Origin of the sequence: Mycobacterium sp. SM1 (assembly GCF_018361265.1) — a bacterium.
GTDB lineage: Bacteria > Actinomycetota > Actinomycetes > Mycobacteriales > Mycobacteriaceae > Mycobacterium.
Genome location: NZ_JAFLNH010000001.1, coordinates 1,498,738 through 1,524,916, shown reverse-complemented (window position 1 = coordinate 1,524,916; position 26,179 = coordinate 1,498,738). Strand labels below are relative to the sequence as shown.

Genomic DNA, 26,179 nt, shown 5'->3' with positions numbered 1-26,179 from the left:
GTCAATACCGGTAAACTGGTGGATGCGACTGCTGCGGTGACTGGACCGCTCGCATGCAACCCCAAGGAGAGCATTCCGACCGTGGCTGCCCACAAGCAAAAGGCACAAAAGGCACAAGAGGAATACGGCGCTGAATCGATCACGATTCTTGAGGGCCTCGACGCCGTCCGCAAACGCCCCAGCATGTACATCGGCTCCACCGGCGAGCGGGGTTTGCACCATCTGATCTGGGAAGTCGTCGATAACGCGGTCGATGAGGCGATGGCCGGATATGCCACCAACATCGATGTTCGTCTGCTCGCCGACGGCGGCGTTGAGGTCGCTGACAACGGGCGGGGAATTCCGGTGGCCACCCACGCAACGGGTGTGCCGACCGTCGACGTGGTGATGACGCAGTTGCACGCGGGCGGCAAGTTCGATGGGCAAGCGTATGCCGTGTCCGGCGGGCTGCACGGCGTCGGGGTCTCGGTCGTCAACGCGTTGTCAACGCGGATGGAGGTGGAGATTTGCCGCGATGGCTACGAGTGGTTTCAATCCTACGACCATTCCACGCCGGGAACCCTGAAGCAAGGCGATCCCACCACGAGAACTGGCACCGTGGTGCGGTTCTGGGCGGACCCGAGCATTTTCGAGACCACCAATTACGACTTCGAGACGGTGGCGCGCCGCTTACAAGAAATGGCGTTTTTGAACAAAGGCCTGACCATTACCCTCACCGATGAACGGGTCACCGCCGAGGAGGTAGTTGACGAAGTCGTCAGTGATATTGCTGACGCTCCGAGGTCCGCCGGGGAGCAAGCCACCGCGCCGCAGTACAAGGTGCGGCACCGCACCTTCCACTATCCCGGGGGCCTGGTCGATTTCGTCAAACACATCAACCGCACCAAGCAACCGATCCACAACAGCGTCGTCGAGTTCTCCGGCAAGGGAGCCGGTCATGAGGTTGAGGTCGCGATGCAGTGGAACGCCGGCTATTCGGAGTCGGTGCACACCTTCGCCAATACGATCAACACGCACGAGGGCGGCACTCACGAAGAAGGCTTTCGCGCGGCGTTGACCGGCGTGGTCAACAAGTACGCGAAGGACCGCAAGCTGCTCAAGGACAAAGATCCCAACCTGACCGGCGACGACATCCGTGAAGGGCTCGCCGCCGTCATCTCGGTGAAAGTGCGCGAACCACAGTTTGAGGGTCAAACCAAGACCAAACTCGGTAACACCGAAGTGAAATCGTTCGTCCAGCGGGTGTGCAACGAACAGCTTACGCATTGGTTCGAGGCAAACCCCGCAGACGCGAAGGTCGTCGTCAACAAGGCAGTGTCATCAGCGCAGGCCCGCATAGCTGCCCGTAAAGCCCGGGAGTTGGTGCGCCGCAAGACAGCGACCGATATCGGTGGACTACCCGGCAAGCTCGCGGACTGTCGTTCGAGCGATCCTCGCAAATCGGAATTGTACGTAGTAGAAGGTGATTCGGCAGGAGGCTCGGCTAAAAGCGGCCGGGACTCGATGTTCCAGGCTATCCTTCCACTGCGTGGCAAGATCATCAACGTCGAAAAGGCCCGCATCGACCGAGTGCTGAAGAACACGGAGGTACAGTCAATCATCACTGCGCTAGGCACCGGCATTCACGATGAGTTCGATATTTCCAAGCTGCGCTACCACAAGATCATTTTGATGGCCGACGCCGACGTTGACGGCCAGCACATCTCGACCCTGTTGTTGACCCTGTTGTTCCGGTTCATGAAACCCTTGATCGAACAAGGGCATGTGTTTTTAGCCCAACCCCCGTTGTACAAATTAAAGTGGCAGCGCAGTGAACCGGAGTTCGCCTACTCTGACCGGGAGCGTGACGGATTGCTGGAGGCCGGTTTGAAGGCCGGCAAGAAGATCGACAAAGACGACGGCATCCAGCGCTACAAGGGCTTGGGCGAGATGAACGCGAAAGAACTATGGGAAACCACCATGGACCCTACGGCCCGGGTATTGCGTCGGGTCACCCTTGATGACGCGGCCGCCGCCGACGAACTGTTCTCTATCTTGATGGGTGAAGATGTCGACGCTCGCCGCAGCTTCATCACCCGCAACGCCAAGGACGTCCGCTTCCTGGATATTTGACTCGGCATTTGAGTAAGTATCTGAGCACACATCGGCGGGCTTGCCCGCTATTACCAACCGGCCGGTGAGGAAAACATGACAGATACGACGCTGCCTCCGGGCGACGGCCCGCTGGAACGGGTTGAACCCGTTGACATCCAGCAGGAAATGCAGCGCAGCTACATCGATTACGCCATGAGTGTCATCGTGGGTCGTGCGCTGCCCGATGTTCGTGACGGTCTCAAACCCGTCCATCGGCGAGTTTTGTACGCGATGTTCGACTCCGGTTTCCGTCCGGATCGCGGTCATGTCAAATCGGCGCGTTCGGTGGCCGAGACGATGGGCAACTACCACCCACATGGGGACGCGTCGATCTACGACACCTTGGTGCGTATGGCGCAGCCATGGTCGTTGCGCTATCCGCTGGTGGACGGCCAGGGAAACTTCGGTTCGCCGGGCAACGACCCACCGGCAGCGATGAGGTACTGCTTGACTAAAAATGCGTTGGTGCGGTTGCCGTTTGGCAAGTCCGTGCGGATCGGTAACATCGTTTCGGGAGCTCGTCCCAACTCCGATGCCGCTATCGAAATGAAGGTTCTTGACCGGCATGGTAATCCGGTCGTTGCCGATCGATTATTCCATTCAGGAGCACACCAGACGTACACGGTGCGTACCACCGAGGGTTATGAGATCACCGGTACGGCTAATCATCCGCTACTGTGCCTCGTCAATGTCGCTGGCGTACCGACGTTGTTGTGGAAGTTAATCGAAGAGATCAGCCCGGGCGACCATGTCGCCCTGCAACGCACGCCGCCGGTAGAGTTTGATCCATCCGACTGGCTAGGCGCGATGCACGCCGACCTTTTCGGGTTCAGCGATCCGGCCACCATTGCTGGCGACCCCGGCTGGCGGGGCGCGTCGCTAACCCGGCGATCCACTGCTACCGCGGTACCGGAACAGTTGTGGCAGCAGCCCGCGGGGGTCAAGCGGGCGTTCCTGCAAACACTCTTTGAGAACCACGCTTCATGCTCGACGGCTCCAGCTCAGGCGATTGAAATTTGCTACTCGACAGCAAGTGCGCAGCTGGCCGCCGATGTACAGCAGATGCTGCTCGAGTTCGGCGTGGTGTCCCAGCGGTACCGGCACCGCACCGATGAACACCGGATTGTTATCGTCAACCGCTCCCACGCCGAGGCGTTCGCACGCCAGGTCGGTTTCGGCGGAGCTAAGCAGACAAAGCTGCTGGAGATTTTGTCGGCTACGCCATCGTGTGCCGGCGTGGGCGGCGATAACGTACCCGGGCTGGCGAGGTTTATCCGCATGTACGCCGGTGGTACGCGCGCAAACCGCGACTGGCTGGAGCGCCATGAGGTGGGCTGCATACCGTATTGGCGGACGCATGCCGGGCAGATCCTTCAGCGCATCGCCGATCCCGATGTTCGCGCGCTCGCCGTGGAGTTGACCGATGGGCGGTTTTACTACGCGCGGGTTGGCTCGGTGACCGACGCCGGGGTGCAACCGGTGTTCAGCCTGCGCGTTGACAGCGACGACCATGCGTTCATCGCCAACGGGTTTATCAGCCACAACACCGAAGCCCGCCTTACCCCGTTAGCGATGGAGATGTTGCGTGAAATCGATGAAGAGACAGTCGATTTCATACCCAACTACGATGGCCGGGTACAAGAGCCGACGGTGCTGCCGAGCCGCTTTCCCAACTTGCTGGCCAATGGCTCCGGAGGTATCGCCGTCGGTATGGCGACTAACATCCCGCCGCACAACCTGCGCGAGCTGGCTGAGGCCGTTTTTTGGTGCCTGGACAACTTCGATGCCGATGAGGAGGCGACGCTGGCGGCGGTGATGCAGCGGGTCAAAGGCCCCGACTTCCCCACCGCGGGGCTGATCGTCGGCTCGCAGGGCATTGCCGAGGCCTATCGGACGGGCCGGGGTTCGATACGGATGCGCGGTGTGGTCGAGGTAGAGGAGGATTCCAGGGGCCGAACTTCGCTGGTGATCACCGAGCTGCCCTATCAGGTCAACCACGACAACTTCATCACCTCGGTCGCCGAGCAGGTCCGTGATGGCAAGCTCGCCGGCATCGCCAACATCGAAGACCAAAGTAGTGATCGGGTGGGCCTGCGCATCGTCATCGAGCTGAAACGCGATGCGGTAGCGAAAGTGGTGCTGAACAACCTTTACAAGCACACTCAGCTGCAAACCAGCTTTGGCGCCAACATGCTCGCGATCGTCGATGGGGTGCCCCGCACGCTGCGGCTGGATCAGCTGATTCGGCACTACGTCAACCACCAGCTCGACGTGATCGTGCGCCGCACCACCTACCGATTGCGCAAGGCCAACGAGCGGGCCCACATCTTACGCGGCTTGGTCAAGGCTCTCGATGCGCTCGACGAGGTCATTGCGTTGATCCGGGCGTCGCAGACCGTCGACGCCGCTCGGGCGGGGTTAGTCGAATTACTCGACATCGATGAACTCCAGGCGCAGGCGATCCTCGATATGCAGCTGCGCCGGTTGGCAGCGCTGGAACGTCAGCGCATCATCGATGATCTGGCCAAGATAGAGGCCGAGATCGCCGACCTGCAAGACATTTTGGCCAAACCTGGGCGCCAGCGTGGCATCGTGCGCGATGAGTTGGCCGAAATCGCCAACAAACACGGTGACGATCGGCGCACCCGTATTGTGACAGCCGACGGCGAAGTCAGCGACGAGGATTTAATCGCCCGCGAGGACGTTGTGGTCACCATTACCGAAACCGGTTACGCCAAGCGCACCAAGACCGGGCTATATCGTAGCCAAAAGCGCGGCGGCAAGGGCGTGCAGGGTGCCGGGCTCAAGCAGGACGACATCGTCGCGCACTTTTTCGTGTGCTCGACACATGACTGGATTTTGTTTTTCACTAGCCAGGGGCGGGTGTACCGGGCGAAGGCCTATGAGCTGCCCGAGGCATCTCGGACCGCCCGCGGTCAGCATGTCGCCAACCTGCTGGCGTTCCAGCCCGACGAGCGTATTGCGCAGGTAATCCAAATTCACAGCTATGCCGACGCCCCCTACCTGGTGTTGGCGACCCGCAACGGCCTGGTGAAAAAAACGCGGCTTAGCGAATTCGACTCCAACCGCTCGGGTGGAATCGTGGCCATTAACCTGCGCGACGATGATGAGCTGGTGGGTGCCGTGCTCTGCTCAGCCGACGACGACCTGCTGCTGGTCTCGGCCAATGGCCAGTCCATCAGGTTTTCCGCGACCGATGAAGCGCTGCGCCCGATGGGCCGAGCCACCTCGGGCGTACAAGGCATGCGGTTCAACGCCGACGACCGGCTGCTGTCGCTGAATGTGGTCCGCGAAGGCACATATCTATTGGTGGCGACGTCGGGCGGCTATGCCAAGCGCACCGCGATCGAGGAGTACCCGGTTCAGAATCGCGGCGGCAAGGGCGTGTTGACAATCCAATATGACCGTCGCCGCGGCCGGCTCGTTGGAGCGTTGGTCGTCGACGACCACAGTGAGCTGTACGCGATCACGTCCGGAGGTGGCGTGATCCGAACGACGGCACGCCAAATTCGCAAGGCCGGCCGGCAGACCAAGGGTGTGCGGTTGATGAACCTGGCTGAGGGGGACACACTGTTAGCCATCGCGCGCAATGCCGAGGAGCCCGACAGCGAGGGGGAGCCCTCGCATTAGACTCGAGCCGCCGCGAGATGACGAGACCGGGACCGCCCGGGCGGCCGGGTACCCAGCGAGGTAAGGAGCCGGGGTGACGCCACCAAATGAGCCGGGATACCCCAGGCTGGGAGGTAGCCCAAACGGAAATGGCCCGGTTGACCGAGAGGGGACCCAGCGCCCGGCACCGGGGAGCGCCGGGGGGCGCATGCCCGACACCACCGACATGCCGCCATGGCAGCGCGGCGCCCGAAAACAGCCACCGGCACACCGCCCGCCACCGCAACCAGCGGGGCACAGCGAACGACGATTGCTCGACCAACCGCCGGAGGCTGACCCCCGCCCGGCCCCGTATGTCGCGGAGGCACCTACCTCGGGCGTTCGGCCCGGACCCCGGCCCGAGGAGCCCCAACCCGCGTCAGCACCCCGTGACCGCAACCGCGGCGAGGTCTACAGCAGTGAGCTACCCGACTTGTCCGACCCGTTGGGGCGGCCCGCGCAGCGCAGAGCCGCGCCGGAGCGTGCGCCGGGAACCTCGGCCGCGCCGGATCGGCCGGTGGGCGCGGAACCCCGGGTACAAGTATCACGACGAGCACGCGGCCCGGTGCGAGCCAGCATGCAGGTCCGCCGCATCGATCCGTGGAGCACCCTGAAGGTGTCCCTGATCTTGTCTGTGGCGCTGTTCTTCGTCTGGATGATCGCGGTCGCGTTCCTGTATTTGGTGCTCGGTGGCATGGGCGTATGGAGCAAGCTCAACAGCAACGTGGGCGACCTGCTGAACAACACCACGGGCGGTGGCGGAGAACTCGTCTCCAGCGGCACCATTTTTGGCGGCGCGCTGCTGATCGGGTTGGTCAACATCGTCTTGCTCACCGCGATGGCCACCGTCGGCGCGCTTATCTACAACTTGACGACCGATCTCATCGGCGGCATCGAAGTGACCCTCGCAGACCGGGATTAGGCGCCGCCCCTATTCGACCGACCGTGGTAGCGACGTGCTGGAATTGGGAGTCGACGACGAGTGCGGTAGTCTCGTCGCTCGGCCGTGGGTGCGGGCCTATAGCTCAGGCGGTTAGAGCGCTTCGCTGATAACGAAGAGGTCGGAGGTTCGAGTCCTCCTAGGCCCACCACCAGGTGTTGGCCGAGGGCCTTGTGGACATCGCGCCCCCGCGCACGGTGGTCACCGTGGCACGGAGGCGCGAGACGATGCGGCACCGAGGTGGGGCACACGGCCGCCGACCACCACGCGGGTCGGAATGAGGGGCCTTAGCTCAGCCGGTAGAGCGCTGCCTTTGCAAGGCAGAAGTCAGGGGTTCAAATCCCCTAGGCTCCACACTGGACGACGCCCGGCGGCCGCCGGCGCCTGGGTGGCCGCCGGCCATGCCCGATACCCGGCCGGGGAGCGACGGGCTCTGCCATCATGCGATTTACGGCGCCGGTTGCACGTCGACGCTGGGAGGACGCGGCGACGGTTCGGGGCGTGGCGATCGGCGGACGCGCAGGAACGCAACCGCGCCGCCGACAAGAAGCATCCCCGCGGCGGCCGTGGCCACCCACCGACGCAGGCTGCGGCGTTGGGAGCGCCGTGGGTGCCGTACTGCCTGCGGCAGCCCGGTTGCCAGCCCCTGCGCGACGGCACGGCCCGGTGGCGTGGTTTCGTGGATGGCGTCAAAGTCCCGGGCCGACTTGCGTTGCCGGTACCGGCGCCACATAGTGGATGCGCCCGCCCGTGCGGAATGGGCTCCGAGCCCCACGACACCGCGTGTCATCTCCAGCGGCCCGACCGCCGTGTAGGTTAAGCCTCGGGCCAATCGCTGCCGAGGGGTCATCCGCTCTTCCACCTTCACGCCCATGGCACGCCTTTCTGTCGACCGTTGGTCCGGGTTCCCCCAGCCTGCCATGTTCAGATACACGTGGGCCGGATCCCGTCGCTTTGGACACCCGCGGCGGTGACGGCTAACAGCCGATGGCAGACTGTCACGGCGTGACCAACAGCCCAATACCGACCGTCACCGCCACATTGCACACCAACCGCGGCGACATCAAGATCGCGCTCTTCGGCAACCACGCCCCTAAGACAGTCGCCAACTTCGTGGGTCTGGCGCAAGGCACCAAAGAGTATTCCACCCAAAACGCCTCCGGGGGCACCTCCGGCCCGTTCTACGATGGGGCGATTTTTCACCGGGTCATCGAGGGCTTCATGATCCAAGGTGGCGATCCGACGGGAACGGGCCGTGGTGGCCCGGGCTATCAGTTCGCCGACGAATTTCACCCCGAGCTGCAGTTCGATAGGCCCTACCTACTGGCGATGGCCAACGCGGGCCCGGGCACCAACGGGTCGCAGTTTTTCATCACCGTCAACAAAACCCCGCATTTAAATCGCCGCCACACCATCTTTGGCGAGGTCATCGATGCCGAGTCGCGCCGCGTCGTCGACACCATCGCCGCTTGCCCCACCGACGGCAACGATCGCCCGACCGACCCAGTCGTCATCGAATCGGTCACGATCCGCTGAACTTTCCCGAGCCTCGGGTTAGCGACGCCCATCGCCGGCGTATCCGGCGGCGGTGAGCGCGTCGAGCACATTCAGGGGGTCAGTGCCCAGGTCCCAGCGGGAAAAGATCAGCAAACGGCCATCGGACGTTTCGATCTCGAGCAGTCGTACCTTGCGCCCGATGCGATGAAACTCGGTGATGCGGATGACCTTGATCTCGGTTCGCTGGACTACCCGGGCCCGTGACCAGCTTCGGGCCAGCAGACCTTCGGGGGTGATAGCCAGTTTTGGGCGGGCGCGCCCGGAAGCACCGGCAAACAAGATCAGGCCTACCGCGGCGACAGCGGTCAAAAGCCGGCCCGGCGGGTCTGTGACCAAGATCACAGACATGATAGCCAGCACAGCACCCGCTGCGCCGCAGCCAGCCACTTCGGTCTTTCGAGGCGCCCATTGTGTTTGCTGCACCGCACTCCTGGACCTGGTGATCAGCGCTGATCGGGCTATCCACAGACGCTATCAACAATGGGGATGAATCACACTCGTGTGATTGAGTGACCATAACATTGCCGCAACCATAACAGCGGGTGTCTGCAACGTATCCCCCTGGGCGCCCCCACCCGGCGCCAAAAACGCTATCGCCAGCGCATGGTGAGCAACAGGCCGGTGATCATGAAGGCAAAGGCGATCGCGTAGTTCCACGGACCGAGGTTGGCCATCCATTGCAGCACCGCGGGGGTGTCGCTGCCCGCAGCCGCCAACTGGAACACCATCAGCCAGATCAGCCCGATCAGCATCAGTCCGAGAAACAACGCGACAAACCACACGCTCGACGGGCCCGCCTTGACCTTCACCGGGGTACGGCTGACCGCGGTGGCGGTGAAGCCGGTCTTTTTGCGGACCTTGGACTTGGGCATTGGCACCTCGGCACGGTCGAGTGGATGCAACGATGAAGCTGCACGCGTTATTCAGCCCACAGATTAACTCACCGGCGAGCAGTGAACGGAGAGCCGATGGCCGACCCGGACACCGGGCTGGGCGCCCGGCTTCCCCGCGGGCGAACCCGCGGCCCTCACGATCGTCGCGCGGGCCCACGATCCGGCAAGGTGCCTCGCCGAAGCGGCCTAAGCCATCGCTTGCTGTGGCCGTCGGGCGTCCCGCTGGTGTGCTTGCTTGCCGGGCTGCTGCTGGCCGCCACGCACGGGGTGTCCGGTGGGACCGAGATCCGCCGCAGTGACGCGCCCCGCTTGGTCGACCTCCTCCACGAGGCGCAATCCTCGGCCGCGCGGCTCAGCGCTGAACGCGACGCACTGGCCGCCGCGATCGATTCCACCCACGGTCGCTCGGTCAACACGGCGCTCGCGGCGATGCGGGCGCGATCGGCACAACTGGCCGGCGAGGCCGGCCTTGATCCCCTCCACGGACCCGGCCTGGTGGTGACCCTTACGGACGCCAAGCGCGACGCCTTCGGCCGTTTCCCGCGTGACGCCTCCCCCGACGACCTGGTCGTGCATCAGCAAGACATCCAGGCGGTGCTCGATGCGTTGTGGCGCGCCGGCGCGGAGGCGATCCAGATGCAAGACCAGCGCATCATCGCGACATCGGCGCCTCGCTGCGTCGGAAACACCCTCCTGCTCAACGGGCGTACTTACAGCCCCCCGTACACGATTGCGGCGATCGGTGATGCCACGGCGATGCAGGCCGCGCTGGCGGCGGCTCCCTTGGTGACCCTCTACAAGCAGTATGCGGTTCGGTTCGGTCTGGGTTATGGCGAACACGTCAAGGCCGATGTGCAGATCGCCGGCTACACCGAGCCCGTGCAGATGCGCTTCGCCGAACCGGCGGGCCCGGTGAGCTACTGAGCCCGGTCGATCCGACTCGGCGGTAACCTGACACGGTGCGGATCCTGGTTGTCGACAACTACGACAGTTTCGTGTTCAACCTGGTGCAATACCTGGGGCAACTCGGGGTGCAGGCACAGGTATGGCGCAACGACGACGTGAGGTTGTCCGACGAGCCCGCCGCCGCCGCGCAGTTTGACGGCGTGTTGCTCAGCCCGGGCCCAGGCACCCCGGAACGCGCAGGGGCATCGATCGCGCTGGTGCGCGCCTGCGCCGCCACCCGCACCCCGCTGCTGGGAGTGTGCTTGGGACACCAGGCGATCGGTGTGGCATTCGGCGCGGCTGTGGATCGCGCGCCGGAGCTGTTGCATGGTAAGACCAGCAGCGTTTTCCACACGAATGTTGGTGTGCTAGAGGGACTGCCGGATCCATTTACCGCGACCCGATATCACTCGCTGGCCATCCTGCCGCAAACCGTGCCGGCCGTGCTGGAGGTGACCGCCCGCACCCGCAGCGGGGTCATCATGGCGGTGCGCCACACTGAGCTGCCGATCCACGGTGTGCAGTTTCATCCGGAGTCCATCCTCACCGAGGGCGGGCACCGGATGCTGGCGAACTGGCTGGCCTATTGCGGGCAACCCCGAGACGAGGCGTTGATACGCCGGCTGGAAAACGAGGTGCTCGCCGCCGTGCGTCCCCACGCCCCCGAACAATCCTTCTTCGCCCCCACGCGTTCCCCAACGCCGCCCGCCCGGCCCGTGGCCGCTACTGGCCGAACTTCAACGTGATCGGTGCGTCCTTGTTGACGCCCTGGCCCGGCGCCGGGCTCTGATAAACCACGCGGTTGTGGTTGGCGCCGCCGGCGTCGACGTCGGCACCCTTGATCAGCACGCCGGTCCAGCCCAGCGCACGCAGCTGTGGTTCTGCCTCGGTCCAAAACAGCCCAGACAGGTCGGGCATCACGAACTGGTTGCCTTTGGACACTTTCAGCTCGATCACCGAATCCACCGGAACAGTCACGCCCGCAGGGGGATTGGTGCCGATCACGTCGCCGGCTGGGCGGGGACTGTCCACCGCGGCTTGGCTGAACCGGCTGAAGCCATAGACGGTAAGGTTCTTTTCCGCCAGCTCAACCGTCTGGCCGGCGACGTCAGGGATCTGCTTGGTGGCCGGGCCGGAGCCGATGATGATGGTGATCTCGTTGGTGATCGCCGAGGTCTGGTTGGCCGGCGGGTTGGTGGCGATGACCCGGCCCTCCAGTTCCGGTGTCGACGGGGAGTCGGCTTGCTTGAAGCGGCTGAACCCGGCGGCCCTCAGCTTCTTCACCGCTTCGGCATAGCTCAGCGAGGAGACATCGGGCAGTTCCCGCTGCTCGGGTCCGGTGGACACGTTGACGGTTATCTCATCACCCGCCGCCACCGAGGCGTTGGCGGCAGGGTCGGTGCCGATGACGTGGTCGGGCGGTACCGATGAGTCGGGTTTCTGCAAGGTGCGCGTCTTAAAACCACGGTTTTGCAGCGTGGCGATAGCGTCGGCCGATGCCTGGCCGCGCACATCGGGGACTTTAACCTCACGGGACGGGCCGCCGAACGCGTTGATCAGGACGCTGACGACGACGGTCAGCACCGCCAGCACCGCGACCGCGACCAACCAGTGGCCCACCGAACCGCCGGTGTGTTCACCGGCGAAATCGAGCCGGCGCGACGCTGAGTCGGCGCGCGATGCCGCGCGATCAGGGTGATTGCTGCCATGGCTGGACGCCAGCAGCCGGGCTCGCTCCGCGTCGGTAAGCACCTTGGGAGCTTCCGGTGGCTCGCCGCTGTGCACCCGGACCAGGTCGGCGCGCATCTCCGCAGCGGTTTGGTAACGATTCTCCGGGTTTTTGGCAAGCGCCTTGAGCACTACCGCGTCGAGGTCAGCCGAGATGCCCTCACGTCGTTGTGACGGCGGTACCGGGTCTTCGCGGACGTGCTGATAGGCGACCGAAACCGGCGAGTCGCCGGTAAAAGGCGGCTCACCGGTGAGGATTTCGTAGAGTACGCAGCCCAGCGAATAGACATCGGAGCGAGCATCGACGGTGTCGCCACGGGCCTGTTCGGGCGACAGGTATTGGGCGGTCCCGATGACCGCCGCAGTCTGGGTGACTCTGTTGCCGCTGTCAGCGATGGCCCGCGCGATGCCGAAGTCCATCACCTTCACCGCATTGGTCGAGGTGATCATGATATTTGCCGGTTTGACATCGCGGTGGATGATGCCGTTCTGGTGGGAGAAGTTCAGCGCCTGACAGACATCGGCGATGACCTCGATAGCCAACTGCGGTGGCATCGGCCCCTCGGTGTGCAGGATGTCGCGCAGCGTCACACCGTCGACGTACTCCATGACGATGTAGGGCAGCGGACCGGCCGGCGTCTGCGCCTCCCCGGTGTCATAGACCGCGACGATCGCCGGGTGGTTCAGGGCGGCGGCGTTTTGCGCCTCGCGCCGGAAGCGGAGGTAGAAGCTGGGGTCGCGGGCCAGGTCGGCGCGCAGCACTTTGACCGCCACGTCGCGGTGCAACCGCAGGTCGCGGGCGAGGTGCACCTCGGACATGCCCCCGAAGCCGAGGATTTCACCAAGCTCGTAGCGGTCGGACAGCTGTTGTGGGGTGGTCATCGCGGTATCTCATGTCGGGGCAGCGACTCGTGCCGTCGCGACCCTGGGACAACCCAGCGCGGCGCGATAACCCGGCCCTCCACCGCAAGCCCGTACCCGCGCCATGGGTCACCCCCCCGGCTCGGATCGTCGACCGGGATGGGTTGCGGCTGCGCACTTCGCCATCCAGGATTACCTGTCATTTCGCGGTCCGTCCAATTGGACGGTCGTGCCGGCGGCGAGCCGGCGGACGGTTGGCTACTCGGCGGGATCCCGGTGTTGGTCACCGTGGGCGCGGACGGCTGCTGCTGGCCGTTCTGGTTGTGAGCGTTGATGACGATGAGCACTGCGATGATGATCGCCAGCGCCCCTAGCACCCCGGCCGCCCAGAGCAGCGCACGCTGACCCGACGAGAACGTGCGCTGCGGCGGCGGGCGGTGACCACCCGTTGTGGGCCGCGAGCGGCGCGCCGCCGGGGCCCGGCCGGTCGGGCTGACCGCCGCTCGAGCAGGTGTGCCCGACGGGATTGCGGCCGGTGCCGCCCGTCCGGCGGGCATCTGGCTCGGGCGGGGTGGCCGGCGCCCGGCGCGAACCGCGGCGACGGCGTCGGCGAACGGCCCGCCGCTTTTGTAGCGCAGCTGAGGGTTTTTGACGAGGGTGATCTCGATAAGCTCGCGCACGTTGGGCGGAATGTCGGTGGGCAGCGGCGGCGGCTGTTCTTTGATGTGCTTCATTGCCACCGTCAAAGCGCCGTCACCTGTGAATGGGCGTTTACCCGAAACCGCCTCGTAGCCAACAACTCCCAGCGAGTACACATCACTGGCCGGAGTCGCCTCTTGGCCGAGGGCCTGTTCTGGCGCGATGTATTGGGCGGTGCCCATCACCATGCCGGTCTGGGTCACCGGCGCAGCGTCGACGGCCTTGGCGATGCCGAAGTCGGTGATCTTGACCTGGCCGGTGGGGGTGATCAGGATGTTGCCGGGCTTGACATCGCGGTGCACCAACCCGGCCGCGTGCGCGACCTGCAAGGCACGTCCCGTCTGCTCAAGCATGTCGAGCGCATGCCGCAGCGAAAGCCGGCCAACGCGCTTGAGCACCGAGTTCAGCGGCTCACCGTTGACCAACTCCATCACCAGGTAGGCGGTGCGGCCCTCGCCGTCCATGGTCGTTTCGCCGTAGTCGTGGACACTGGCGATTCCCGGGTGGTTGAGCATCGCGGTGGTCCGCGCCTCCGCCCGGAACCGTTCGATGAATTCCGGGTCGGAGGAGAACTCGCTTTTGAGCACCTTGACCGCGACTCGCCGACCCAGCCGGCTGTCGACGGCCTCCCACACTTGGCCCATCCCGCCGGTGGCGATGAGGCGCTGCAGGCGGTACCGGCCGGACAGCGTCACACCTACTCGCGGGGTCATGGCCCTCCCTGCAGCGCGGCCTCGATCACCGCGCGCCCGATCGGTGCAGCGAGCGCACCGCCGGTCGCGGCCAGCCGCTCAGCGCCGTTCTCCACCAGTACCGCGACAGCCACCTTCGGACGCTGCGCGGGCGCAAAGGCGATATACCACGCGTGGGGTGGAGTGTTCCGAGGGTCGGTGCCATGCTCTGCGGTACCGGTTTTGGAGGCGATCTGCACGCCGGGGATGGCCCCTTTCTGCTGTGTGACGTTCTCGGCGCCGACCATCAATTCTGTCAGCTTAGCGGCGACCTGCGGCGAGACCGCGCGCCGCTGCACGTGCGGAGCGGTAACGCGGATGGTAGCCAGGTCCGGCCCCGTGAGGCTGTCGACCAGGTAGGGCTGCATGGTCACCCCGCCGTTCGCGATTGTCGCCGCTACCACGGCGTTTTGCAGCGGCGTCAGGGCAACGTCTTTTTGCCCGATTGCGGACATACCCAGGGCGGCAGCGTCCGGGATGGGGCCGATGGTGGATTCGCCAACTTGCAGCGGAATAGGGTCGGGCGGGTCGTCGATCCCGAACGCCTGTGCGGCGCGGCGCAGGGCGTTGGCGCCGGTGAGAATGCCCAGTTGGACGAAGGCGGTGTTGCACGATAACGCGAAGGCTTCCCGCAGGGACACCGTGGGCTCGCCGCCGCACGGAGCGCCGCCGTAGTTTTGCAGGACGGCCGTGCTTCCGGGCAGCGGTATCATCGGGTCGGCGGTCAACTGCTCGTCCTCGGTGGCCCCGGCTTCCAGCGCCGCCGCGGTGGTGATCACCTTAAACGTGGAACCGGGCGGATACGTTTCGGAGATGGCGCGATTGGTCATCGGGGAATCGGGGTCATCACGCAACCGCTGCCAGGCCGCCGCCTGCTCGGCGGGGTTGTGCGACGCCAGCAGATTGGGGTTATAAGACGGCGATGACAGCAGTGCCAGGATTTTGCCCGTGGAGGGCTCGACTGCGACGACCGCGCCCTTGCACGGGCCGTTGCAACCTTGCTGCATCGCCTCCCAGCCGGCCTGTTGGACGCGGGGGCTGATGGTGGTGTTGACGTTGCCGCCGCGCGGGTCACGACCGGTGAAGAAGTCGGCGAGCCGGCGACCGAGCAGCCGCTGGTCGGACCCATTGAGTAGCGCGTCTTCAGCGCGCTCAAGGCCCGTGCTGGAATAGCGCAGCGAGTAAAAGCCGGTAATCGGCGCGTACATCGCCGGTTTGGGGTAGACGCGCAGGAAGCGAAACCGGTCGTCGGCGGCTACCGAGTACGCCAGCAACTGCCCTTGAGCGGTGATCTGGCCCCGCTGACGCGAATATTCGTCGAGCAACACTCGCTGGTTGCGGGGGTCGGCGCGCAGCCCATCGGCGGCGAACACCTGCGTGATAGTGGCGTTGAGCAGCAGCAGCACGATCAACGCCATCACGGTCACCGAGATTCGGCGCAGCGAGGCGTTCATGCGCGCCTGATCACCTCGGTGTCGGTGACCGCGAGCGGGACCGTGTCACGGGCCCGCGGGCCGAGTGGACGCCGGGCTCCATGTGAGATTCGCACCAAGATGGCGAGAAGTAGATAGTTGGCCAAAAGAGATGACCCGCCGTAAGACAACCACGGCGTGGTCAAACCGGTCAGCGGCACGAGTTTGGTCACGCCGCCGACGACAATGAACAGCTGAATCGCCAGCGTCGATGCCAGGCCGCCCGCCAGCAGTTTGCCGAAGCTGTCGCGGATAGCGATCGCGGTACGCAGTCCGCGGACGATGAGGATGGTATAGAGCATCAACAGGCCGGCCAATCCGACCAGCCCGAGTTCTTCGCCAAAGGCGGCGATGATGAAATCGGTCGACGCCGCCGGCACGGTGTCGGGTTGCCCGTTACCCAGGCCGGTGCCGAAGATGCCGCCCGTAGCAAAGCTGAACAGCGACTGGACGATTTGGTAGGAGCTGCCTTCGGGATCGGCGAATGGGTGCAGCCAGGTCTGCACGCGGATCCGGACGTGGCCAAAAATGTAGTACGCTACAACACTTCCCGTGGCGAATAGCGCCAAGCCGATAACGATCCAGCTCAAGCGCTGGGTGGCCAGGTAAACCACCACCAGAAAGGACGCATACAGCAGCAGCGACGTGCCCAGGTCCTTTTCGAAGACCATCACACCCACCGAGATCACCCAGGCCGCCAGCAGCGGCGCCAAGTCTCGCGGACGTGGCACGGTCATGCCCATGACATGCTTGCCGGCGCTGGTGAACAGGCCCCTCTTGGCTACTAGAACCGCGGAGAAAAAGATGAGCAGGAGGATCTTCGAAAACTCCGCAGGCTGGATTGAAAAGCCCGGAAACCGGATCCAGATCTTGGCACCGTTATGCTCAGAAAACGATGCCGGCAGCAGTGCCGGGATAGCCAGCATCATCAGGCCGGCAAACCCGCACGTGTAGCCGTAGCGCGCGAGCCGCCGATGGTCCTTCAAAAAGGCCACCGTCAGAGCGAACGCGGCGACGCCGATCAGGGTCCACAGCATCTGTTGGCGTGCGCTGTAATGGGTGTCGACACCGGCCGCACTGTCGGCGATGTCCAGCCGATGGATCATAACCAGGCCCAAGCCGTTGAGCAGCGCCACCACCGGCAGCAGCAGCGGATCCGCGCAGGGGGCAAAGCGCCTGATCGCTAGGTGCGCGCCGCCGAAAAGCACCAGGAACGCAAGCCCGTAGCTGCCCAGATCCCAGCGCAGACCCCGGCCTTGGCTGGCCTGCACGATGAGCAAAGCCGCGATGATGATCACCGCGGCGAAGCACAACAACATCAGTTCAGCGTTGCGCCGGGTCGGCAGTGCAGGTGTGACAGCGACCGGCGGCTGGGGCTGGGTCGTCATGCCGCCGTCCGGCAGTCGACGCCCGGCTGCGGGGGGGACGGGGGCGTGGTCGATGGCGGTGCAGGGGTCGCCGCCCGCGAGTCACCGGGCGCTTCCGCCGGTTGCGGCGACCCGGCAGACCCACCCGGCTCCGGTGTCTGGCGCATCGGCGGTGGAGCCGGCGCTGTGCGCGGCGGCGGGCAGGGCGGCAGCAACGAGCCACTGCCCGCCAAATCACGTAACTGTTTGATCGCCTCATCGAGGCTGCCCGGCCGCAGGCCGGCCGCCACTTGCTGCCGTGCCGACGGGCGCAGATCGGAAAGCTTCAGCAGGTGGCAATCACGAGGGCCGGGTGACTGGGCGTAGCTGATCTGTGACAGCTGGCCGCGGCTGTTAAGACAGCCCTGCTGATAGGGTGTCTGCAGCGGCACACCGAGCATCGAGCCCTGAATTCCCCGCATAATGGTCACGGCGCCGCCGTATCCGGTCACATAGTAGTAGCTGCGGATGACGGTCCAGCCGATGGCCAGGCCGGCCAGCAGCACCAGTACCCCCAGCGCGACAGCGATGGCCATGCGGCGCCGTGACTTCTGCGGCGGCGCGACCGGGGCCGGTTGCCACCCGGTGCGCTTGGCGGCATCTTTGGGAGCGCTGATGGCAGAGGCCCTCCCGGCGGCGGTGTTGGGTAGCGTCAGTTGATCGTCGTCACCGGACACGGCGCCCGCCAGGATCGGCTGGGTCTGTCCGTAGTCCTCGTCGCAGACGTCAGCGACGATGACGGTGACGTTGTCGGGGCCGCCGCCGCGCAGCGCCAGCTCGATGAGCCGGTCCGCGCTTTCCGCTACGTCGGGGATTTGCAGCGCCTCAAGGATGGTCTCGTCGCTGACCGGGTCGGACAGCCCGTCCGAGCACAGCAAATAACGATCCCCCGCGCGAGCTTCGCGCATGATCAGTGTGGGCTCGACTTCGTGGCCGGTGAGGGCCCGCATGATCAGCGAGCGCTGGGGATGGCTGTGGGCTTCTTCGGAGGTGATCCGACCTTCGTCGACCAAGGTTTGCACGAACGTGTCGTCCTTGGTGATCTGGGTCAGCTGGCCGTCGCGCAACAGGTAGGCGCGGGAGTCGCCAATGTGCACCAACCCAAGACGGTTGCCTTCGAACAGGATCGCGGTAAGGGTGGTACCCATCCCTTCCAGATCGGGCTCCATCTCGACCTGCGCAGCGATCGCGGAGTTGCCGGCGCGGACCGCGGCATCGAGTTTGCCGAGCAGGTCTCCCCCGGGCTCGTCGTCATCGAGGTGAGCTAAGGCTGCGATGACTAACTGCGAGGCCACCTCTCCGGCCGCGTGGCCACCCATGCCGTCGGCTAGGGCCAATAATCGCGCGCCGGCATACACCGAATCCTCGTTGTTGGTACGCACCAGGCCGCGATCACTGCGAGCCGCATAACGCAGGACTAGTGTCACGGGCGCAACTCGATTACCGTTTTGCCGATTCGAACCGGCGTCCCAATCGGAACTCGTACCGCCGTCGTCACCTTCGCCCTGTCAAGGTAAGTGCCGTTGGTCGATCCTAGATCCTCGACATACCATTCTGAGCCACGCTGCGACAACCGTGCATGGCGCGCCGACGCGTAGTCATCGGTCAGCACCAGCGTCGAGTCGTCGGCACGCCCGATCAGCACCGGCTGGCCGGTAAGCGCAATACGTGCGCCCGCCAGTGACCCCTCGGTCACCACGAGATAGCGCGCCGATCGCCGGCGCTGGCGCGAGGGCAGCAGCGGGCCCCGCAAGGCCAAGCCCCGCCGCACCATGACGGCACCGGTGGGTGCGTAGATGTCAGTTCGCAAGACCCGCAGCACGGACCAGATGAACAGCCACAGCAGCATCAGGAACCCGGCCCGCGTCAGTTGCAGCACCAATCCCTGCATCTGACGCCCCTTCCATTCTGACGCAGGTGTCGCGCCCGAGAACCCGAGCACATATCAGCAACGTCACGATACTTGGACGGCGGTCAACGTGGGGTGAAGCCGGGAGTCCGGTCGGTTGTTCAGGTCACTGGATGTGGACGATGATCTCGGAGTGCCCCAGGCGGATCACATCGCCGTCGGCCAACTGCCACTCCTGTACCGGCGCGTTGTTCACCATGGTGCCGTTGGTGGAGTTGAGGTCGGATAGCAGTGCGACCTGCCCATCCCAGCGGATCTCCAAGTGCCGTCGCGACACACCGGTGTCCGGTAACCGGAACTGGGCGTCTTGTCCGCGGCCGATGATGTTGGAGCCCTCGCGCAACTGGTAGGTGCGCCCGCTGCCGTCGTCGAGTTGCAAGGTCACCGTATGCCCGGAAGGGGCATAGCCAGGCTGCCCATAGCCACCGTACCCGCCGGAGTGGCCGTAGTCGGCGGCTGGGCCATAGCCTCCGGGCATGGCTGGTTGGCCGTAGTCGTAGTCGCGGCCGTGAGGCTCGGCGTACCCGGCGCCGGGTGGTGCGTACACCCCACCGCCGGAGGCGTCGGAGTATTGCGGGTAATTGGATTGGCCGTAGTCCTGCCTACCGTATCCCGGCGCGTCCTGGTAACCCTGCTGGTAGCCGCTCGCCGGTTCGGGGTAAGGCGGCTGCTGTTCGGGAGGCCCGTAGGTGCCGCGCCCGTAGTCGCCGTAGCCGCCGGCGTAATCGGGCTGGCCGCCGCCAGGGCCGTAGCCACCGCCCTGGCGATAACCCGGGTCATAGCCTTGAGCAGGGCCTGGACCGGGGCCGTAACCGGCAGGAGGGCGTTGCTCATACGGCGCTGAGTAGCCACTGGGCGACTGCGCGGGGTAGCCGCCTTGGTCGGGGTAGCCACCGGGCGACTGCGCGGGGTAGCCGCCTTGGTCGGGGTAGCCATGCTGCTCGGGGTATCGGGGTGGCGGGTATCCGGGCTGCGACGGATAGCCGCTTGCTCCCGGCGGATAACCCTGCGCCTCCTGGCCGCCGCGGGCATCCTGGGCACTAGGAGACTCGTTGCGCTGATACCCCTCCTCGTAATAGTCGTCGCCGGGATAGTCGTCGCCGGGCCGCCCCTGCCCCGGACCGCCGCGATAGCTGGAATTCTCGGTCATTGGTGGTACTCCTGGTTCTGCGCTAAACGCATGATCTGATTGTGCCGGGGCAAAATCGCCGGCTGCCGGGCGGGACTCGGCGTCGGGGTTGACAACAGCACGGGTACGGAACTGGCCGGTACGCAAGCTCGTCGATCGGTCAAACCTGACGACCACCTCACCATATGTTTGCCACCCCTGTCCACTGATATATCCCGCCAAGTGTTTAGCGAACACATCCGACGTGAATTCCGAGTCGGCGCCCACGTTCTCGTAGTCGTTCCCACCGAGACTAATGATGTATTCGTTGGGCACCAAAAGCCGATTACCGTGCAGCGGGCGGACGCCATCGGCGGCTTCGCGCCGTAACGCGGCTTCCAGCTCTTGCGGGACGATCGATCCACCGAACACCCGGGCAAACGCATCACCCACGGCAGCCTCAAGTGTGCGCTCGATACGCTGAACTAGCCCCTTTTGGCCGTTCATTTCCAGCGCTCGCCTCACTCGTCCTGAAATACCCCTACCCTAGGGCCGCTGACCCTCCCGCGTGTCGTATCACTGCTAGCTCTCTTCAATATGGTATCGGGATCCGGCGACGGCGCGGCCCACGGTGTTCCCCAGAATCCCATCAGCCCAGCTCAACAGCTATGTTTCGGATTTGCCCAGAGGATGCGAGCCGACATCGTCTGGGCTTGGAAGCCACTGGAAAGCCTGGCTATAGTGGTAGCCTCGACAGGCTGTCGGGCGAGTGGCGGAATGGCAGACGCGCTGGCTTCAGGTGCCAGTGTCCTTCGGGACGTGGGGGTTCAAGTCCCCCTTCGCCCACCCCATCGACGAGCGAGCACTTGGGCCGCGGCTCGCATTTGCCATGCCGACGGCGCATTTTGGCCGCGTCGAGACACCGTCTTGGATAATAACGTGAGCTATGCCGCCGGGATCGGGCCGACGCGGGCGGTTGAGCGCAAGGCCGGTAGGTGAAACACTCTCGCCGCTACCGGAGCGGACTCATGTTCGCGCCGCGCGAGGAGGGATTCGTTCTCCGGTAACTGACGAGAGTTGATTTCGCCCGCAGCGATACGGCGCAGGATGTCGTGGGCGCGAGCCAGTTGGTCGCGCTTGCGGTACTGGCCGCCGGGAAGCTTGACGCCGGCCCAGACGCCATATTCCTCGCGGTGGTCGACGGCGTGCTGAGCACACAGGCGCTGCTGCGCCAACGGGCAGCGGCGCAGGCACAACAGCCGCGCCTCGGTGGCCGACTGTTCATAGACGCGCGCCTTGGCAGCGCCGTCGCCATCGTCATCGTCGGCGTAACCGAACCAGAGCTCCGGGTTGGCCGAGCAGGGGTACCCCATCGCGTCCTCACTCCCATAGGATGAAACATTGACGGAAGCATATACACTATGTGTAGACACGGCAAGACGCTCGGCTAAAAACATATAGCTTCTGATATATGTTGTAGTGCAGGTACTATTCGAGATTATGGCCGGAGTGCTACGATGAGCCGCGAATCCGCAGGGGCGGTCATCCGGGCGCTCCGTGAGTCACGGGACTGGTCGCTGGCCGATTTTGCGGCTGCAACCGGGGTCAGCACCATGGGGCTAAGCTACCTGGAGCGCGGCATCCGCAAACCGCACAAAAGCACAGTTCAGAAAGTCGAAAACGGTTTAGGCCTGCCACCTGGCACCTACTCAAGGCTCGTGGTCGCGGCTGACCCTCGTGCCGAGCTGGACCGATTGCTTGCAGCAAGACCACCGGCCGCGGGGTCGCCACGACCGAAGGAAGCAATCGTCGTCGACCGGCACAGCGACACCGCGGTGCTCGAGGGATACGCCGAAGCACAGCTTGACGCCCTGAATTCGATCATCGACCGACTGCCCTCGGTGACATCAAACGAATACGAGACGTATATGCTGTCTGTGATCGCGCAGTGCGTGAAGGCCGAGATGCTGGCCGCCAACTCCTGGCGGGTGGCCGTGAACGTCGACGCCGGCTCGGCCACTCGCCTGATGGACCACCTGCAGTCCCTTGAAGCCACCCGCAGAGCCCTGCTGGCGCGCATGCCCACCAGTTTGAGTGCCCGACTTGAGCATGCCTGTGCGCGTTCGTTGCTACCGGAAGCGGTGATCGCTGCACTGCTTGGGGTCACCGTCGAGGAGATGTGGGAGATCCGCAATCGGGGGCTGATTCCTCCCGGGGCCCTGCCGCGCGTGCGGGCCTTCGTTGACGCGATTAATCCCGCTGATCACGATCGGGCGGGTCAGGTCGCTACCGAGTCTGAAAGGTTGCCGTGATGCGAAGCGAACTTGAGGTCTTGAGCCGCGCCCACCAGCTCTTCGCCGGCAGCACACCCCCCGCGGGGCTGGACACGGGCGCCGCGAACTGCGACGGCCTACTGGACCGGGCCGCGAGGATCAATGCCCGTGGGGAACCTTACCAACTCGCCGTGCAGAGCGCTCGCGAAGCCCTGCAGTCGGCCGCCTGGACAGACGCCGTGGTCGCCGACGTCATCGCGCACGCCCGACGCGATCACGCCCGGGCCCGCCACCTGACCAAGAGCGTTCTGGACGAGGCTCGCGCCGATGTCGTCGCAGCGTACGACGGCCCGATGGCGGCGCGAGAGGCGATGCGCCGCCGGGTGGCGCGGCTGCGTGCCCAACGAGCCCATGTCTTATCGGCGCGCCGGCGAGCGCGCCGGCATGAGGCGGCACTGCGGACTCTTCGGTATTGGATGGCGCACCGGCGCAGTCCCGGCCTGAGCCGGTCGCGGCTGCCGGTATCGACCGGCCGCGCCGGCCTTGCGGTGCGGGCGGCGCTGTCGCGATTGGGCCGCCCCTATGTCTGGGGAGCGGCCGGACCCGACCGGTTCGACTGTTCGGGGTTGGTGCAGTGGTGCTACGCGCAGGCCGGTATCCACCTGGACCGCACCACCTATCAACAGATCCATGACGGGATCCCGGTTCCGCGTTCCCAGCTGCGGCCCGGCGATCTGGTCTTTCCCCACCCGGGCCACGTGCAGATCGCCATTGGCAACAACCTGGTCGTCGAAGCGCCTTATGCCGGTGCCGCGGTCCGAGTCAGCCCAGTGGCGAACAACGTCCAAATACGGCGGCCTGTTTTATAGGCTTATCGAAGACTTCACCCGAGTTGCGGGCCGGAACAGTAGGTTTATCGCATGACACAGCAGACGGGTCGGGTGGCGGCTGCCCTGCAAGCCGGGCAGGCGGCCTTAGCGCGCCAGCGCGGGGTCGCAGCGGAGGCCGACCGGGCACTGGCCGACGTGCTCGCCGCCGCGCATGCCACGGTTGTGGAAGCCACTGGCCGTCTTGATGAAATCGCCGCCGAGATCGACCACGCCGTGCGCAACCAGGCCGCCCTCGCGGTCAACACCCCGATAGGCGCGCGTGAGTTCCGGAGGTTCCTGATAGCCAAACAACGCGAGATCATCGCCGTGGTGTCACATGCTCACCAGGTCGACATGCAGGCACAGACGGTATTGAAGGCTTTGCGGTCGCAGTATGCCACGCCCATGGGCAGCTGACGAGCAGAGAGCGATGCGGCTCGGCGCCAATCGATCGAGGTGAATTGTCGGCGCCCAGGGGGCTGAGTACTGTCCCCGGGATGGAAGGGGCCGCGACACCGTTGGTCTTTGGGCGCACGGGCGTCTGGTTAGGCGATGGCAACGGTTACCGATGTGCTCGCGGTGGTCGAACGTGTCAAGTTCTGCCCGACCGACCCGATAGCGCGACCGATCACCCTGACCCCTATGAGGGTGCTGACATTGCCACTATTGCCACCGTTATCGTTGCGGCAGAGACATACCCGTCGATGCTATCGATACATCGCTCGCTAAAGCCCGTCGAGAGCATCCCGGATCGTTTTATCCGGTCGGCGCGATGATTTACCCCGCGACGAAACCCGGAGCGGCGTCAGCTATGCCGCCGGCGGATGCGCCTCCCCCCGATCGGCAAGAAGGCCAGGCCGCCGAGGCAATAAGAGATGCAGAAGCTGCGCTAGCGCACCAGAACTCGGCGACTGCTCAACTCGACCTTCAGGTGATCACGGCAATCCTGAATGCCCATCTGAAAACCATCGCGGGCAGCGAAGCGCTGAGCAATCTGCAGCACGACATCGAAACGGCGGTGCGAACCCGGACCGACCTGGACACCCCCGCCGGAGCCCGGGATTTTCAGCGGTTTTTGGCGGGCAAGCTCCGAGACATGCGTGCCGTGGTGGCGAGGGCCAGCCTCGATGACACGTCCGAGTCGGCATTGATGGCCGCATGGACGTCGCTGTACAACGCTTCGAAGACACACCAGGGCATTGCATCCGACATCCCGCCGGCCCCGGTTTCAGCCACAGCTTCACCGCCACGCAGCACCGGATTTCCGGCACCGCCAGACGCTGGATCAGAATTGGACTCCGACCCGCTGGCCGCAGACGACCCCGGTTTGCTGCTGCCCGACCCGCAGGCCCAGCTTCCGTCGCCGTCGGCGTCGATGATGCCGGCGACGCCGAGCATTCCCGGCTTTGGTGGGGGCATGATGCCGAGCGGGGTGGCGCCGCCGAGTGCGGCGCCGGCTTGGGGCGCGCCGGGCGGGGTTCCGTTTACCGGGCCGTTGGGCACCGGGAATGACCGCTCACCGAAGGCAGTCGGTGACACCCTGGCGGAGCCGGAGGACCCGGCGGCCGAGCCGGCGCCCGAGGGAGCCGACGACAACTCGACAGATGGTGACGCCGCGGCACAGTCGCGGGGGCTGCCGGAGCCGTCGGCGACAGGGCCTACCACGGTGACGTTGCCCGACGGCGACACCGTCACCGCCGCCAGCCCGCAACTCGCCGCGGCGATCAAGGCCGCGGCGAGCGGCATTCCCATCGCCGATGCATTCCACCAGCAGGGCATCACCATCCCGCCCCCGGGAACCGCGGTCGTCGACCCGGTCGACCCGGCAAAGCTCACCCCCGGGGACATCGGTATCTACACCGATCGCCACGCGCTTGCCCTCGGCAATAGCAAGGTCCTGCTCAACGGCCAGATTCAGCACATCGCCGCCGTCAAGGGCCCAGCCTTTCTAGGCTGGGAGCATCCACCGTCACCAGCGGTGGCCCCACCGGCCGGAATCGACGCCCCGACGCCTACCCGCCCGGCGGTCACGAGCGCCACATCGGTGTAGGAACACGAGTTGAGAAAGATGCCGACCCGCACCGGCGGCAGAACACGAGGAGACGCACAATGACCGACCAGGTCCACGTGGTGCCCGCGAACCTGCGGGAAGCCGCCCGCCATCATCGCGAGGTGTCGGACTACTTACGGACCATTCCGTCGACACACGCGGCGATCCAGGACAGCTTGGACTCGCTGGGGCCGATCTTCGCTGAGCTGCGAGAGGCCGGGCGAGATCTGCTCGAGCAAAGACGGCAGTGCTATGAGCTGCAAGCCGACGCGCATGCGGCGATGGCTCACAACCTGGAGGCCTCGGCAGACATGTGGGAACAGCACGAGGCAGCGGCGGCGAGCAGGCTCGAACGTCTTCGCGACGATGGGCGATGACAGACCCGAATCCCGCGTTCGACACCGTGCACCCCAGCGGGCACATCCTGGTGCGTTCCTGCCGCGGCGGCTATATCCACAGCCTCGCCTTGAGCGAGGCGGCGATGGACACCGATGCGGACACGCTCGCCCAAGCAATCTTGCTGACCGCGGATGTGTCGTACCTCAAGGCGCTGATGGAGGTGCGCGGTGAAATAGTCGCGGCCGGACACACCCCGTCGGCGGAGGTGCCGACGCCCCGTGACCTCGATGTGGCAATCGAGAAACTATTGGCGCATGAACTGCGCCCTCGAGGGCGAGCAGGTTAGGCCCTAGCCGGCTCTAGCCGCCCCAACCAAGCGCCCAGCGCAACCTAGCGCCTAGCGCACCCAAGTTTGCGCGGCGCTGCGATCCGGCGCGATATCGGCCGGTGGCTCGATGGGATTGGCGCCGAATAATCCTTGCGCACGAGTCAGCAGGGCGCGTACCTCATTCAATTGCTGCTGCAACGCAGCCTCAGCCATATCCTTACGCTACCCGAGCCGCATCGCGCCCACAATTCACCGACACCTGCACCAGG

Annotated in this window: 23 protein-coding genes, 3 tRNA genes and 1 pseudogene; 15 read left to right on the top strand and 12 right to left on the bottom strand. The window is 65.1% G+C overall.

Annotation, left to right across the window (positions count from 1 at the left end; genetic code table 11):
* Positions 1–81: 81 nt before the first annotated feature.
* From gyrB to MSM1_RS06975, 5 genes are all read left to right on the top strand, one after another.
* The gene (gene gyrB / locus MSM1_RS06995; protein WP_213440801.1) at positions 82–2,112 is read left to right on the top strand and encodes a DNA topoisomerase (ATP-hydrolyzing) subunit B; all 2,031 of its coding nucleotides are present in this window, start codon (positions 82–84) and stop codon (positions 2,110–2,112) included.
* A gap of 75 nt (positions 2,113–2,187) precedes the next feature.
* Entirely contained in the window at positions 2,188–5,784 is a 3,597-nt protein-coding gene (gene gyrA, locus MSM1_RS06990) for an intein-containing DNA gyrase subunit A (RefSeq protein ID WP_213440800.1), read from the top strand.
* Between the two features lie 73 nt (positions 5,785–5,857).
* Entirely contained in the window at positions 5,858–6,724 is an 867-nt protein-coding gene (locus tag MSM1_RS06985; protein WP_213440799.1) for a DUF3566 domain-containing protein, read from the top strand.
* 92 nt (positions 6,725–6,816) lie between these two features.
* Positions 6,817–6,893 (top strand) — tRNA-Ile (locus tag MSM1_RS06980).
* Between the two features lie 130 nt (positions 6,894–7,023).
* Positions 7,024–7,096, top strand: a tRNA-Ala gene (locus MSM1_RS06975).
* Positions 7,097–7,190: 94 nt separating this feature from the next.
* Here MSM1_RS06975 and cwsA read toward each other — a convergent pair.
* Complete coding sequence (gene cwsA, locus MSM1_RS06970; protein WP_213440798.1) at positions 7,191–7,616, bottom strand: cell wall synthesis protein CwsA; 426 nt, start codon at positions 7,614–7,616, stop codon at positions 7,191–7,193.
* 113 nt (positions 7,617–7,729) lie between these two features.
* On the opposite strand from cwsA, the gene MSM1_RS06965 reads away from it, so the two are divergent.
* Entirely contained in the window at positions 7,730–8,278 is a 549-nt protein-coding gene (locus MSM1_RS06965; protein WP_213440797.1) for a peptidylprolyl isomerase, read from the top strand.
* An 18-nt stretch (positions 8,279–8,296) separates the two neighbouring features.
* Here the strand turns inward: MSM1_RS06965 and MSM1_RS06960 are convergent, their stop codons facing one another.
* On the bottom strand, positions 8,297–8,722 hold the full coding sequence (locus MSM1_RS06960) for a PH domain-containing protein (protein ID WP_213440796.1): 426 nt from the start codon (positions 8,720–8,722) through the stop codon (positions 8,297–8,299).
* Between the two features lie 167 nt (positions 8,723–8,889).
* Positions 8,890–9,171: a cell division protein CrgA gene (gene crgA, locus MSM1_RS06955; protein WP_213440795.1), complete on the bottom strand. Its 282-nt coding sequence runs from the start codon at positions 9,169–9,171 to the stop codon at positions 8,890–8,892.
* A gap of 96 nt (positions 9,172–9,267) precedes the next feature.
* Here crgA and MSM1_RS06950 point away from each other — a divergent pair, with 96 nt between their 5' ends.
* Complete coding sequence (locus MSM1_RS06950) at positions 9,268–10,116, top strand: DUF881 domain-containing protein (RefSeq protein WP_213440794.1); 849 nt, start codon at positions 9,268–9,270, stop codon at positions 10,114–10,116.
* A gap of 35 nt (positions 10,117–10,151) precedes the next feature.
* Positions 10,152–10,883: an aminodeoxychorismate/anthranilate synthase component II gene (locus tag MSM1_RS06945; protein WP_213440793.1), complete on the top strand. Its 732-nt coding sequence runs from the start codon at positions 10,152–10,154 to the stop codon at positions 10,881–10,883.
* On the opposite strand, the gene pknB is transcribed toward MSM1_RS06945, so the two are convergent.
* From pknB to MSM1_RS06910, 7 genes are all read right to left on the bottom strand, one after another.
* Entirely contained in the window at positions 10,861–12,747 is a 1,887-nt protein-coding gene (gene pknB, locus MSM1_RS06940) for a Stk1 family PASTA domain-containing Ser/Thr kinase (protein WP_213440792.1), read from the bottom strand. The two genes, MSM1_RS06945 and pknB, sit on opposite strands and share 23 nt — an antisense overlap.
* Complete coding sequence (locus MSM1_RS06935) at positions 12,744–14,138, bottom strand: serine/threonine-protein kinase (RefSeq protein ID WP_213440791.1); 1,395 nt, start codon at positions 14,136–14,138, stop codon at positions 12,744–12,746. The genes pknB and MSM1_RS06935 overlap by 4 nt, the downstream gene beginning before the upstream one ends.
* On the bottom strand, positions 14,135–15,610 hold the full coding sequence (pbpA, locus tag MSM1_RS06930; RefSeq protein WP_213440790.1) for a D,D-transpeptidase PbpA: 1,476 nt from the start codon (positions 15,608–15,610) through the stop codon (positions 14,135–14,137). The genes MSM1_RS06935 and pbpA overlap by 4 nt, the downstream gene beginning before the upstream one ends.
* Positions 15,607–17,016, bottom strand: a complete 1,410-nt coding sequence (locus MSM1_RS06925; RefSeq protein ID WP_213440789.1) for an FtsW/RodA/SpoVE family cell cycle protein — start codon at positions 17,014–17,016, stop codon at positions 15,607–15,609. Before MSM1_RS06925 ends, pbpA begins: the two co-directional genes overlap by 4 nt.
* Positions 17,013–18,461 (bottom strand): PP2C family serine/threonine-protein phosphatase, encoded by a 1,449-nt coding sequence (locus tag MSM1_RS06920; RefSeq protein WP_213440788.1) that lies wholly within the window; start codon positions 18,459–18,461, stop codon positions 17,013–17,015. Before MSM1_RS06920 ends, MSM1_RS06925 begins: the two co-directional genes overlap by 4 nt.
* Entirely contained in the window at positions 18,458–18,925 is a 468-nt protein-coding gene (locus tag MSM1_RS06915) for an FHA domain-containing protein (protein ID WP_213440787.1), read from the bottom strand. The genes MSM1_RS06920 and MSM1_RS06915 overlap by 4 nt, the downstream gene beginning before the upstream one ends.
* A 124-nt stretch (positions 18,926–19,049) precedes the next feature.
* Positions 19,050–20,558 (bottom strand): DUF3662 and FHA domain-containing protein, encoded by a 1,509-nt coding sequence (locus tag MSM1_RS06910; RefSeq protein WP_213441529.1) that lies wholly within the window; start codon positions 20,556–20,558, stop codon positions 19,050–19,052.
* A 256-nt stretch (positions 20,559–20,814) separates the two neighbouring features.
* Here MSM1_RS06910 and MSM1_RS06905 point away from each other — a divergent pair.
* Positions 20,815–20,897, top strand: a tRNA-Leu gene (locus MSM1_RS06905).
* Between the two features lie 98 nt (positions 20,898–20,995).
* Here the strand turns inward: MSM1_RS06905 and MSM1_RS06900 are convergent.
* The gene (locus MSM1_RS06900) at positions 20,996–21,424 is read right to left on the bottom strand and encodes a WhiB family transcriptional regulator (protein WP_213441527.1); all 429 of its coding nucleotides are present in this window, start codon (positions 21,422–21,424) and stop codon (positions 20,996–20,998) included.
* Between the two features lie 144 nt (positions 21,425–21,568).
* On the opposite strand from MSM1_RS06900, the gene MSM1_RS06895 reads away from it, so the two are divergent.
* From MSM1_RS06895 to MSM1_RS06870, 6 genes and pseudogenes are all read left to right on the top strand, one after another.
* Positions 21,569–22,363, top strand: coding sequence for a helix-turn-helix domain-containing protein (locus MSM1_RS06895; protein WP_213440786.1), 795 nt, complete (start codon positions 21,569–21,571; stop codon positions 22,361–22,363).
* On the top strand, positions 22,360–23,193 hold the full coding sequence (locus MSM1_RS06890; RefSeq protein WP_213440785.1) for a C40 family peptidase: 834 nt from the start codon (positions 22,360–22,362) through the stop codon (positions 23,191–23,193). The genes MSM1_RS06895 and MSM1_RS06890 overlap by 4 nt, the downstream gene beginning before the upstream one ends.
* Before the next feature lie 51 nt (positions 23,194–23,244).
* Positions 23,245–23,610, top strand: coding sequence for a DUF4226 domain-containing protein (locus tag MSM1_RS06885; protein WP_213440784.1), 366 nt, complete (start codon positions 23,245–23,247; stop codon positions 23,608–23,610).
* Positions 23,611–23,745: 135 nt separating this feature from the next.
* Positions 23,746–25,243 (top strand): annotated as a pseudogene (locus MSM1_RS06880) (DUF4226 domain-containing protein).
* Positions 25,244–25,302: 59 nt separating this feature from the next.
* Positions 25,303–25,620 (top strand): ESX-1 secretion-associated protein, encoded by a 318-nt coding sequence (locus MSM1_RS06875; protein ID WP_213440783.1) that lies wholly within the window; start codon positions 25,303–25,305, stop codon positions 25,618–25,620.
* The gene (locus MSM1_RS06870) at positions 25,617–25,928 is read left to right on the top strand and encodes a DUF2694 family protein (protein WP_213440782.1); all 312 of its coding nucleotides are present in this window, start codon (positions 25,617–25,619) and stop codon (positions 25,926–25,928) included. The genes MSM1_RS06875 and MSM1_RS06870 overlap by 4 nt, the downstream gene beginning before the upstream one ends.
* A 51-nt stretch (positions 25,929–25,979) precedes the next feature.
* On the opposite strand, the gene MSM1_RS06865 is transcribed toward MSM1_RS06870, so the two are convergent.
* A complete protein-coding gene (locus MSM1_RS06865) occupies positions 25,980–26,123 on the bottom strand; it encodes a hypothetical protein (RefSeq protein WP_213440781.1) in 144 nt (47 codons plus the stop codon).
* Positions 26,124–26,179 lie beyond the last annotated feature (56 nt).